The sequence below is a fragment of the Reichenbachiella sp. genome (assembly GCF_039941815.1).
Classification (GTDB): domain Bacteria; phylum Bacteroidota; class Bacteroidia; order Cytophagales; family Cyclobacteriaceae; genus Reichenbachiella.
Window position 1 is genome coordinate 278,757 of record NZ_JBDVDW010000032.1, and the last position, 12,265, is coordinate 291,021.

Here is a 12,265-nt window from a genome sequence, read left to right on the forward strand (position 1 = left end):
AACAAATATGAAAAACCTACTTCTCACATTAAGCCTGTTGACTGTATTTACATTTGGTGCAGATGCGCAATCTGCCCCGACCTATAAAGTAATTACTGTGGTGGAGTCCATCGTACCAGCGGGTATAGGGCGATCAAGAATGATAGAAAATGAAACAGATCTCAATATTGATGATTTTACCACTGTCCGTACGGATGGTAAAAAAAGTGATCAGAAAGATATAAAAAGAGGCGACGCAAAAGTCGATGAGTTTTCTGAGTCCAAATTATTAAACTTCTATAGCGTCACTGGAATCAATTTTCAGAATATTGCATCGAATGATGCGCTGATCTCCTCCAAACTCAACCAAATGGCTGAGGAAGGTTGGGAATTGATGTTTGTGACCGGTGGGGTAGAAAGCGATGCCGGCAAATCTGATGGCAAGGGAATCTACATCACTCGCTTTGTATTCAAGAAGTAATTGATATCCATATAGGAAAACAAATCGTAAAATTAAGAAGAAATGGCAATTGGTCCAAGATGGATTTTTTGCCATTTTTTTTATTCACATAATTATGATCTAATTTTCATATTAAAATAATCCAGCCTTGATTCGAAGCACACTAAAAGAAAAAGCACTCAAAGACACAACACCACAGTTTCGATTTCGAGGCGTGGACAATACGAGAATTGAGGCGCTTTCAGATGGCGTCTTTGCAATTGCCACCGCACTTTTGGTTATTTCATCTTCGATACCAGAGACCTACGCTGAATTGCTGCACTTCATTCATGATCTGGTGCCTTTCGCCATCTGCATGGCGCTACTGATGCTCATTTGGTTTCAGCACTATGTATTTTTTATTCGATATGGCTTCAAGGATGCCAAAATTGTTGCCGTCAATACTCTATTGCTATTTCTGATATTGTTTTATATCTATCCGCTCAAGTTTTTGATGCAATTACTATACGATATGTTTGGTGCTATGTTTACTGGCAACAAGGCAGTTTTTCAACAACTCTTCACCGAAGTGATTAGAATGGAAGATACGCCAAACCTTATGGTCATCTACGGACTTGGAGCCGCCAGCATATTTATTACACTTACGATCATGTATTCTATTGCTTATAAAAGAGCAGAAGAATTAGAGCTAACTCCGGTCGAAAAGCTGCTGACAAAATTTAGCATGCAGGCCAATTTACTTATGGCGGCTGTTCCACTAGTCTCGAGTCTATTTTGCCTCCTGCCAATCCAACCCAACTTGGCCTTTACTGTTGGAGGATTTATATATTGGGCTTATCCTGTAGTGATGATCCCTTTTAGTATTAGAAACAGGAAATTATTATCAAAAATCAATCTGAATATAAAATGAAAATCGTTTCATATAATGTCAACGGTATTAGAGCCGCCATCAAAAAAGGGCTACTTGATTCGTTCCAAGACATGCAGGCAGATATTATATGCCTGCAAGAAACCAAGGCTCAAGATGACCAAATATTAGAGGCTTTGGGAGAAGACTTTCCTCATCATGTAGAATCTAATAGTGCTGTCAAAAAAGGCTATAGTGGAACCTGCACAATAAGTAAGACTAAGGCATTATCTGTATCCAGGGGCATAGGAATCGAAGAGCATGACCAAGAAGGCCGAGTATTGACCAGTGAGTTTGAAGATTACTATGTTGTGAATGTCTACGTGCCAAATTCCAGCAGAGAGCTCAGACGTCTGGACTATAGACAAGGATGGGATGTCTGCTTCAAGGATTATCTAAAGGGACTAGAGAGCAAAAAACCCGTGATAGTCTGTGGGGATCTAAACGTAGCACATCAGCCCATAGATATTGCCAGGCCTAAATCTAACTACAACAAAACAGCAGGGTATACGCAAATAGAAATTGATGGCATGACCAATTTTCTTGAGGCAGGGTTCATAGATACATTCAGGCATCTTCATCCTGAGGAAGTGGCCTACAGCTGGTGGAGCTACAGAGCAGGTGCAAGAGAAAAAAATATCGGCTGGAGAATTGACTATTTCTTGGTTAGTGAATCCTTTAGTTCAAAAGTCAAGACTGCTGCCATCCATCCAGAGTATAAAGAATCAGACCACTGTCCAATCAGTATTACCCTCTAGAAAATGAGTACCATACACCTTTCTGCCAACGATGATTTTGAAGCATTTTATGCAGGACAAAAAATTGCAGATCACCCTAAGAAAAGAGCCATGTCAATGTTGCTCACGATTATAGCCGGATTACTCCTATACTCAGGGCTCAAAGTCCAGCCGTTCGATGAGCAGTATACCTACGCAGGTGCACTGACGCTCGTGTACATATTTTTTGGTCGGACCTGGCTTTTCAAAATAAAAGTTAGAAATCTCTGGAAAATGAAAAAGGCAAGCAATCCTGAACTCATCATTGACAGCAAAGGAGTAGAGGTGAAACATCAAATTCCCGAACAATGCAAAGTGATAGAATGGGGTGACTTCAGCTACTATCGAATCCAGGACCTATGGGCATTTATCTACCCAAAGAAAAATCCTGAGAAATTCCTTGTACTGTCCTTAAGAAAGTCGAGTAGTATGGAGCGAGTCGAGCTCAAAAGTATGCTCTCTGAAAACATTAAAATCAGTCAGGAACAGAAATCAAAATGAATATTTATCTAGCAGAATTCATCGGAACCGCCATACTCATTCTTCTCGGAGGAGGAGTCAATGCCGGCGTGAGCCTAAAAAAGAATTATTTCCATGGCGGAAGCTGGCTTGCTATCTGCGTAGGTTGGGGGCTCGCCGTAGCTTTAGCCATATATGCAGTTGGTGATATCTCTGGCGCACATATCAACCCAGCCGTAACACTAGGTTTTGCGATCATCGGGTCTTTCGAGTGGGTGCTGGTTCCTGGCTATATTCTGGCACAATTCTTAGGTGCTATGACTGGTGCGGCACTCGTTTGGTTACACTATCTTCCACACTGGAAAGCCACAGAAGACCAAGCTACCAAATTGGGTGTCTTCTGCAATAGCCCGGCGATTTCATCCAAATTCGCCAACTTGTTTAGCGAGGTGTCTGGTACATTTCTCCTGACTTTTGCCTTGTCGTTTTTGGGATTAAACAAATTTACCGAAGGCCTCAACCCCCTCGTAGTCGGACTACTAATCTGTATGATTGGGTTGGCCATGGGAGGCACCACAGGGTTTGCCATCAATCCGGCTAGAGACCTTGGTCCTAGAATCGCACATTTTCTACTTCCTATTGCTGGGAAGGGAAAGTCAGGCTGGGGCTACAGTTGGATTCCTGTCTTGGGCCCCGTACTCGGAGGCATGTTAGGTACGCTCGGTTATCAAGCCATATTTAATCAAAACATAATATTTGCTCTGTATCCATGCTTTGTAGCTTTAGTAATTTTGATTGTACTTGCTATAAAAGAACAAAATTCAAGTCAAGAAGAATGAAGACGCTAATCAGTTTTTTACTTATCGGAACAGGTAGCCTACTCATTAGCTGCAAGCCTACGTCGGAAACAAAAAATACTACCATGATAGATGTGCAAGGCCATAGAGGCGCAAGAGGTTTATTGCCTGAAAATACCATCCCGGCGTTTATCAAAGCCGTGGAGTTGGGTGTGACTACGCTCGAATTAGACTTAGCTGTCACGGCAGAAAAAGAGCTATTGGTAAGCCACGAACCCTACATGGGTGCCCATCTGGCGCTGGACTCTACCAGCCAGGAAATATCCAAGCAGGATGAACTCAATCACAACATTTACCAAATGACCTATGATGAGATCAAAAAATATGATGTGGGGTCTAAATTCATAGAAAGATTTCCAAAGCAGGAAAAATTCAATATCAACAAACCACTACTCAGCGAAGTAGTAGATGCAGTCAACCAATATCTTGATCAAAATCAATTGGATCCGGTCAATTACAACATTGAAATTAAAAGCCAACCAGAAGGCGATTCTCTTTTTCACCCAAAGCCTGATGAATATGCCCGATTGGTCTATGAGTTTATTACCAGCAGCATGGATACCACACGGCTCAACGTTCAGTCTTTTGATTTTCGAATACTAAAGTATTATCATCAAAACTATCCGGAAATCAAGTTGGCTGCGCTGGTTGAAAACGAAAAAAGCATTGAACAGAACCTGACTACTCTTGGGTTTAATCCTGAGATTTATAGCTGCTATTACAAGCTGCTGGATCATGATAAGGTCGCATGGCTACAAGCGCAAGGCATTAAAGTAATTCCCTGGACCGTCAATGAGCCAGAAGATATAGAAATGGTAATTGGATGGGGGGTAGATGGCATTATTTCAGATTACCCAAATCGCGTATTAGAATTAATTTCGAATTAACTTTGAAGCTTGCATAATTTTAAAGCGAGGATAATTAAGCTATGGATATACCAAGTCTAAGTGACATTAAGCGTGCGCATACCCGAATAGAAAAATACATTGTACGTACTCCCATTATGACTTCTCAAACCATCAATGAAATGGTTGGAGGCGAGGTGTTTTTCAAATGTGAGAATTTCCAAAAGGTAGGTGCATTCAAAATGCGTGGAGCGGCGAATATTATTATGTCCTACCGACCAGAAGACAGAGTCAACGGCTTTGTAACTCACTCGTCTGGAAATCATGCTCAAGCAGTAGCGCTCGCTTCGAAGGTAGCAGGAGCAAAAGCCTACATCGTAATGCCCGAAAATGCGCCGCAGGTCAAAAAAGATGCGGTAAAAGAGTATGGCGCCGAGATTACATTTTGCGAACCCACAGAAGAAGCACGAGTAGCCGCATGCGCTAAAATCATGGACAAAACTGGAGCAATCCAAGTCCACCCATTCCATGACCCACGCATCATCGCAGGACAAGCCACTGCTGCAAAAGAATTTATTGAAGAGTATCCTGATTTGGATTTCATGGTATCGCCAGTCGGAGGTGGCGGTCTGGCTGCGGGATCAGCACTGGCTCTGAGCTATGTCAGTCCAGCTACAAAAATGATCCTGGCTGAGCCGTCAGCAGTGGATGATACCTATCGATCTTTCAAGTCTGGAAAACTCACAGGAGTAAAGAACCCCGTTTCAATCGCCGATGGATTGTTAGTTTCTGTAGGCGAGCTCAATTTCGACATCATAAAAGAGCACGTCTCTGATGTCTTCAGAGTAGAAGAGCAGGAAATCGTAGATGCTATGCGTTTGACTTGGGAAAGAATGAAAATAATAATTGAGCCATCAAGCGCAGTAGCAGTAGCCGCGCTTCTGGGTCAAAAAGAGCTCTTTGCAAATAAAAAGACAGGAGTAATATTAACGGGTGGCAATGTTCAGCTAGACAAGCTGCCGTTCTAATCTAGCCATATATCTCATTGAGAATGCCAGCCAGTCTGATGCCCGCCTTGTGCAAGCGCTCATTCACAATAGATATGTTGGCATAGTTATAGTCATATCGCAATATTCCACTTTCCGGGATGTCGTAGATTCTCTTTCTATAACTTAGCGCCTCCTCAATCCAAACCATCATATCATCACATTGCCAGTTGGTGATCACGTCATCTTCAGCATGGTCTATCCAATTGCTATACTCTGTAAAGCTCAACTGTTGGTGGTCTATCAATCCGCTATCCCAAACACGGTGTAGATTAGAGTTTTCCCACATGAAGTTAACTCGCACTTCATTTCCACCCATATCTTCGCCATTGCCCACATGCAAAGGTTGATGTATATCTGCCACCAAATGCACAAGATATTTTAAGTTTTCTATCTCCGATTGGTAGGTAAATTTTTTGGACTTTAACTCCTGAATTATTCTCTTGATGGATTGAATAGCGTCTCCCTCCTCTGGCACACCGGCTTGATCATAAGTCATGCCATCCGGAATTGTACAATAGTGCCAAGGAGTCATATAATTATTGGAGCTATCAGCACGAATGAAATCCATGTAGTTACCTACCATATTCAAATGCTCACTACCCAGAATCGATTGTATGTTTTTCTTGGCTTTAGCTGTCAGGTGATTATATGCGATTTGACCAACCACTCTATGTCCAGTTTTTCCCCAGCAAAATGCGGTATGATTGCTGAAAACAACCATCGCAACCAGAATCAATAATTTTTTCATTTTGAGTTTTTTATTCCTAAGTATGTGAATTTAATCCGAATTCTTGTCTAGAATAGCCTCAGCAGTAGAAAAATCACTCTTACGAATCGAAATGACGATTTTTGAATCAAATGGATTGCTTCCTACATAATCATCAAGTTGGTCTGATTTCTCGAATATTCGTTCAAATAAAATATTATGCTTTTGTAATTTTTCTATGAGCTCTTCCACCTCAAGCGGGTCATAATAGGTTCGAAAAATTGATAATTCACTCATACCTTATTGATAGTACATTTCATTTCTATGCCAATTTAGCTCAATAATAATTAGACGCTGTGTGCAAGAAAGTTTATCACCAAGAAACAAAAAAATAGCACGTCCCCGAAGAAAGACGTGCCATAATCACCAACCTAACCTTAAACAATGAATCGCGAGTGCGCGATCATGAATAGATTAATACTCTGCCTAATAAATGTATTTACATATAAAAAAGTTCACTCTGTTAGAAAAAATATTCCATTCATTAATATTTCAATAACCAAACTTGTCTGATTTTTCTATTGGACATGGATAGCGTACGCTGTGAAATAGATTGTTCTTTCAAATAATTCGCAGCGACTCACCTTTTGACTTACTTTTGTGCCTTATTTCTGAATTGTGAATCAAAGAGAGTTACTATCCTTATACAAGTCTCAGGCCAACATCCAAGCTATAGCCGAAGCGACTAAACCCAATGACGACAAGACCCTTCAGCTAAAGGGCTTGGTGGGAAGTATGGATGCCGTAGTAGCTGCCAGCTTATATCAGCTCAATCATCAAAACCATATTTTCATTTTGCACGAGAAGGAAGAAGCGGCTTACTTCTATAATGACCTGCAAAACCTACTAGGAGAAAAAGAGGTGCTCCTGTTTCCTTCCTCCTACAAACGTGCATACGAATTCGAAGAAACCGAGAACGCCAATATTCTCATGCGAGCTGAAATTCTCAATCGCATCAACAACAAATCATCTGCTGGCGAACTTATAGTGACGTACCCTGAGGCACTAACAGAAAAGGTGATCAACAAGAAATCCCTTGTTCAAAACACCTTTACGGCAAAGGTTGGAGAAAAGGTGGGTAGCGAATTCCTCACCGACATTCTCCTGACTTATGGCTTTGTTCAAGACGATTTTGTATATGAACCCGGTCAGTTTGCAGTCCGTGGCGGTATAGTCGACATTTATTCCTATGCAGGGGAATTGCCTTATCGCATTGAACTCTTTGGAGACGAAATAGAAAGTATTCGGACGTTTGACCCTGAGAGCCAATTGTCTAAGGATGCCTTGAAAACCATCAATATCATTCCTAATATCCAAACCAAGCTTCTCGAAGAAACAAGGCAGTCTTTTCTGGATTATATCCCCAACAATTCTAAAATCTGGATTAAGGATTATCAAAATACGCTGGATGTACTGGACAAATCTTTTGATAAGGCGACTGACAGCTTTGATTCCATATTGGAAGCCAGTGGTGGTGCGAGTCTGGCGATGAAATCTGAGGAATTGTTTGAGACTGGTGGATCTTTTGAAGAAGCTGTTCTCAAATATGTGAAAATAGAGTTTGGCAATCGGTTCTATTTCAAAGATGCAGATTCAATTCACTTTGATGCAAACCCACAACCATCATTCAATAAAAACTTTGAGTTGATCGCTGAAAGCCTTGAGTCCTTTCAGGAGAAACAATATACTACCCTAATATCTTCAGAGTCTGCTAAACCAATAGAACAACTCACGGCTATATTTGAAGAGATCAATCCGTTTATCAAATTTAATCCCTTAATACTTGGGTTGAGGGAAGGATTCGTGGATAACGAAACTCTACTCACCTGCTATACCGACCATCAACTTTTCGAAAGGTTTCACCGATACAAAGTCCGAAAGAAGCATTCGAAGTCCAAGGCACTCACTCTAAAAGAACTCCGTACTCTTAATCCTGGTGACTATGTGGTACACATTGATCATGGGATAGGGAGATTCGCTGGCTTGGACATGGTAGAGGTTGCAGGCAACAAGCAAGAAGCTGTAAGAATTGTATATCGTGACGATGATTTGCTTTATATCAGTATCCACTCCTTACACAAAATTTCAAAATATAGCGGCAAGGAGACCGGGCCTCCACAAGTCAGCAAGCTTGGATCACCAGAGTGGGAAAACAAAAAGAAAAAGGTCAGTCGAAAGGTAAAGGATATTGCCAAAGAACTGATTGCCCTCTATGCCAAACGAAAAGCTGCCCCTGGCTTTAGTTTTGGAGAAGACGGATATCTACAAGCAGAGCTGGAAACGTCATTTATCTACGAAGACACACCAGATCAAGGTAAGGCTTCGGAAGATGTAAAAGTAGATATGCAAAAGCCACATCCAATGGATCGTCTCGTCTGTGGAGATGTTGGGTTTGGTAAAACCGAAGTGGCAATTCGGGCGGCATTCAAGGCTGCGGTACATGGAAAACAATCTGCGGTACTTGTGCCCACCACGATTCTGGCCATGCAGCATTACCATACATTCAAAGATCGTCTGGCAACATTTCCAGTCACGGTCGAGTATATCAACCGATTTAGGACAACCAAAGAAATCAAAGAGATCTTAGCCAAAGTGAAAGAAGGAAAAGTAGACATCCTGATAGGTACGCACCGGATTGTAAACAAGGATGTAGACTTCAAAGACCTCGGGCTGTTAATCATCGATGAAGAGCAAAAGTTTGGAGTCAAGATCAAAGACAAACTCAAAGAACTCAAGGTAAATGTTGATACCCTGACACTGACAGCCACACCTATTCCTAGAACGCTTCACTTTTCTCTGATGGGTGCGAGGGATCTAAGCGTAATTTCAACACCTCCACCAAACCGTCAACCAGTTACTACTGAGATTCACGCGTTTAGCGAAACTATGACGCGAGATGCCATCAGCTATGAAGTACGTAGAGGTGGACAGGTTTTTTTCGTGCACAATAAGGTCAGCGATATTGAAAGCATTGCAAATATTATTCACAAGCTCGTGCCCGATGCGAGAGTTGGGGTGGCTCATGGCCAAATGGATGGACCACGGCTTGAAAAAACTATGCTCAAGTTCATCGAAGGGGAGTATGACGTGCTGGTATCCACAAACATAATTGAGTCTGGATTGGACATTCCAAATGCCAACACGATCATCATCAACAATGCTCAAAATTTTGGGCTGTCAGACTTGCACCAGATGCGTGGTAGAGTAGGACGATCCAACAAAAAAGCATTTTGCTATTTGATTACGCCTCCAACTTCTCACCTTTCCTCTGATTCTAGAAAAAGACTGAGTGCACTAGAGGAGTTTTCTGAACTTGGGGACGGATTCAAGGTGGCGATGCGAGATCTCGACATTCGTGGAGCTGGTAATCTTTTGGGTGGTGAGCAAAGCGGTTTCATTACAGATATTGGCTTTGATATGTATCATAAGATTTTGGATGAAGCGGTCAATGATCTAAAAGAGAATGAATTCAAAGATCTGTTTGAAGATCAGGCTCTGGACACCAAAGCGCTCATCTCTGACTGCATCATAGAGACTGATCTCGAGATTCTGATCCCCGAGGATTATGTGAAAAATGTCACCGAAAGATTAAGCATCTACACTCAAATTGACAACATCAAATCGGATGCAGAATTAAACATTTTTCAGCAGTCCGTATTAGACCGGTTTGGTAAAATCCCGGATTCGGTGATTGATCTTTTCAAAACTGTCAAGCTGCGATGGTTGTCGATTGATCTGGGCTTTGAAAAACTGGTGCTTAAAAGTGGCAAAATGCGTTGCTATTTTCCTGGAAAGGACAACGAAGCCTACTATCAGTCACAGGCCTTCGGCCATATCATAAGCTATGTGCAACAACACCCAAAAGCATATCAGTTGAAGGAAATCAAGGACAAACTCATGCTGGTAATGGCAGATATAGAAACCATAGACAAGGCGGTGGAGCAGCTTGACAATATTTGGATAAGTCTGAAAAAATAAGGGCTGTCGTGCTCATCCATTTTATTCTCATTTCGTAGGTAAGTATAGAATCTAAACTGCTATGAAAATATCAACTGATGCCCACTTAGAGCAACCTTGGATCGCACACCAGTTATTGCACGATTTCAGAATAGAAGACGTCTGGCAACTCCCCATCCACGTTCAGAAAGAAAACACAACAAAAGAGGTGTTGGATACATTTGTGCTTGCGATAGGACAAATTGGAAAACGAGGGGTGGCCGGCCTCCTCTTCAAACTTAGAAACTGGATGGGTAGGGTTTTTCATTGGGAAGACAGCCCTGAATCCAAAGCTCCTTTAAAAGCAGGGTTGTTAAGAACCCGCTTTGCTAAACTAGAAGGCCTTGACCCGGATGATTTACCAAAAGGAGGCTTTGAAAATTTCCATTTGGTTTATGACTTGGCCAACGAGACTTTGCTCGAAATCGAAAACAAAACCGTCCAGGCGGCACTTCATTTTGGTAAGGTGGAAACCATTAATGGCAGCACAGTACATATGACCATTTGTGTGAAACCGAATGGAACATTTGGTCAACTCTATATGCTTGCCATCAAACCTTTCAGGCATTGGATCGTGTACCCAACCTTGCTCAAAGCTTTGGGAAGAGCATGGAAGTCGACCAAATGAACTAACATACGTCTGACCATTCGGTTTTGGCATTAATGAATAAAACCATTCATTTAAATGCTCAAACTGCTACCAACATTGTTTGCCACTATTCTATGGGGCCAGGCAAATGCTCAAATCTCTGACCTTAGAATCTCTGGTCAGATATTAGATGCAAAAACTCATCTCCCCATTGCGTTTGCTCATGTCCTTGGGTCTACAGATCAAGTGGTATCTGATCATTTAGGTCAATTTTCAATTAAAGTTCGTCTGGGTGATACGCTTACCTTTTCTCATATCAATTTTGATAGGTATGCACTCAAAGTATTAGACAGACCTGAAAATAGATTAATCATCTATTTATCCCCAAAGGAAAATCTCATGAAGGAAATTATCATTCGCGAATACATGCCTGAAGATGAATTCAAACTGGAAATATTAAAGCATGAGGTGCAAATAACCAAGGAGGAGGCCAACGCAGTCAACAATGTGGCTTACTCGACCATGCTATATAGGAAAGGATATGTCCCTGAAATGAACAGTTTGGATAATTTTAAAAATTATATAAAAGAGCCTCGGGGTATTACGTTATTTTCTTCTGACCCAAACAAAGGATTGATTAGGAGCATCAAAAAACTCAATCAACAGAATAAATCTTACAATCTGAATGGATTAAATCTAAATCGTGTCAAAACAGACTCACTATCAAATAACCTTTTCTATGTCCCCGCTAAATAAGTATGTCCTGACTGTCGCTCACAAAGTTCTACTTCTCTATTCGACCCATTTTGAGAAAAACAGGAAAAGTTACTTTTTTCGATTCTCCCTCCGACCAATATTCTTTTAGTCTTATCATGAGATCAGGTACTGGATTCTCTCCGTTATTATTCTGTTTATAGTTTTGAACACAAGACCAGGAATTGAAATAACCTTCCAGATGATTTGTGTTCCAAACTGCTTCGATCGCAAATTGTTTACCAGCTTCAATAGGGTTAAAGCAAAATGGAATCGTATCGTATTCAGCGTCAATATGTCTCCGCTCCACATCCCAATATGGCCCAACAATATTAGCGTCAAAATCTGTGATGATTTCATCTATACCGGGCTGAACTTTGAGTAGAGCATAGCCCCAAATTGCAACGATCCCTCCAGGTTTGGCCAATCGTTTAATCTCTTGATTGAAAGCCTCAAAATCAAACCAATGTATGGCTTGAGCTACGGTAATTAAATCGAATTGACTATCTGGAAAGCTTGTTCTTTCCGCTCTCTGAATAGAATAATTAACGTTTGAAATTTTTGGTGCACGTTCAAGTTGTTTTTCGCTGATATCCGAAGCCTCCACTTGCTGGAATTCCGTCGAAAGTACTTCTGCCACCTGACCATTGCCGGTGGCACAGTCCCAACATTTTTCTCTTTGATTCACCAAGCTAAGGATTTCATTATACAGAGCTGCAGGGTAAACTGGGCGATACTTTTTGTATGCTTCTGATTGTATTGAAAACCTATCGAGTGGATTCTTCATACCGTACAATTTCGATAATTCTACGATTCTGTCATAGGGCTC

General features: G+C 41.3%; 13 protein-coding genes. 10 read left to right on the top strand and 3 right to left on the bottom strand.

The annotated features are described in order from the left end of the window. The first annotated feature begins 7 nt into the window (after positions 1–7). The 7 genes from ABJF11_RS08465 (at position 8) to ABJF11_RS08495 (ending at position 5,311) form a co-directional block, all read left to right on the top strand. Positions 8–460: a hypothetical protein gene (locus tag ABJF11_RS08465; protein WP_348119374.1), complete on the top strand. Its 453-nt coding sequence runs from the start codon at positions 8–10 to the stop codon at positions 458–460. A gap of 127 nt (positions 461–587) precedes the next feature. Continuing rightward, positions 588–1,349 (top strand): TMEM175 family protein, encoded by a 762-nt coding sequence (locus ABJF11_RS08470; RefSeq protein ID WP_348119375.1) that lies wholly within the window; start codon positions 588–590, stop codon positions 1,347–1,349. Then, entirely contained in the window at positions 1,346–2,104 is a 759-nt protein-coding gene (locus ABJF11_RS08475; protein ID WP_348119376.1) for an exodeoxyribonuclease III, read from the top strand. Before ABJF11_RS08470 ends, ABJF11_RS08475 begins: the two co-directional genes overlap by 4 nt. Positions 2,105–2,107: 3 nt before the next feature. Further along, positions 2,108–2,623 (top strand): hypothetical protein, encoded by a 516-nt coding sequence (locus tag ABJF11_RS08480; RefSeq protein WP_348119377.1) that lies wholly within the window; start codon positions 2,108–2,110, stop codon positions 2,621–2,623. Continuing rightward, positions 2,620–3,420 carry an MIP/aquaporin family protein gene (locus ABJF11_RS08485; protein WP_348119378.1) on the top strand — a complete coding sequence of 267 codons (801 nt, stop codon included), beginning with the start codon at positions 2,620–2,622 and terminating at the stop codon, positions 3,418–3,420. Before ABJF11_RS08480 ends, ABJF11_RS08485 begins: the two co-directional genes overlap by 4 nt. Beyond that, positions 3,417–4,325 (top strand): glycerophosphodiester phosphodiesterase family protein, encoded by a 909-nt coding sequence (locus ABJF11_RS08490; protein ID WP_348119379.1) that lies wholly within the window; start codon positions 3,417–3,419, stop codon positions 4,323–4,325. Before ABJF11_RS08485 ends, ABJF11_RS08490 begins: the two co-directional genes overlap by 4 nt. Before the next feature lie 41 nt (positions 4,326–4,366). Then, positions 4,367–5,311 carry a pyridoxal-phosphate dependent enzyme gene (locus ABJF11_RS08495; RefSeq protein WP_348119380.1) on the top strand — a complete coding sequence of 315 codons (945 nt, stop codon included), beginning with the start codon at positions 4,367–4,369 and terminating at the stop codon, positions 5,309–5,311. 1 nt (position 5,312) lies between these two features. Here ABJF11_RS08495 and ABJF11_RS08500 read toward each other — a convergent pair whose 3' ends face one another. Further along, positions 5,313–6,080, bottom strand: a complete 768-nt coding sequence (locus tag ABJF11_RS08500) for a S1/P1 nuclease (RefSeq protein ID WP_348119381.1) — start codon at positions 6,078–6,080, stop codon at positions 5,313–5,315. A 30-nt stretch (positions 6,081–6,110) separates the two neighbouring features. Then, a complete protein-coding gene (locus tag ABJF11_RS08505; protein WP_348119382.1) occupies positions 6,111–6,335 on the bottom strand; it encodes a hypothetical protein in 225 nt (74 codons plus the stop codon). Between the two features lie 381 nt (positions 6,336–6,716). On the opposite strand from ABJF11_RS08505, the gene mfd reads away from it, so the two are divergent. From mfd to ABJF11_RS08520, 3 genes are all read left to right on the top strand, one after another. Continuing rightward, positions 6,717–10,076, top strand: a complete 3,360-nt coding sequence (gene mfd / locus ABJF11_RS08510) for a transcription-repair coupling factor (protein ID WP_348119383.1) — start codon at positions 6,717–6,719, stop codon at positions 10,074–10,076. Positions 10,077–10,137: 61 nt separating this feature from the next. Next, positions 10,138–10,722 (top strand): DUF2867 domain-containing protein, encoded by a 585-nt coding sequence (locus tag ABJF11_RS08515; RefSeq protein ID WP_348119384.1) that lies wholly within the window; start codon positions 10,138–10,140, stop codon positions 10,720–10,722. A 57-nt stretch (positions 10,723–10,779) separates the two neighbouring features. Beyond that, positions 10,780–11,439 (top strand): carboxypeptidase-like regulatory domain-containing protein, encoded by a 660-nt coding sequence (locus tag ABJF11_RS08520; protein WP_348119385.1) that lies wholly within the window; start codon positions 10,780–10,782, stop codon positions 11,437–11,439. A gap of 28 nt (positions 11,440–11,467) precedes the next feature. Here the strand turns inward: ABJF11_RS08520 and ABJF11_RS08525 are convergent, their stop codons facing one another. Further along, positions 11,468–12,223, bottom strand: coding sequence for a class I SAM-dependent methyltransferase (locus ABJF11_RS08525; RefSeq protein WP_348119386.1), 756 nt, complete (start codon positions 12,221–12,223; stop codon positions 11,468–11,470). Positions 12,224–12,265: the final 42 nt, after the last annotated feature.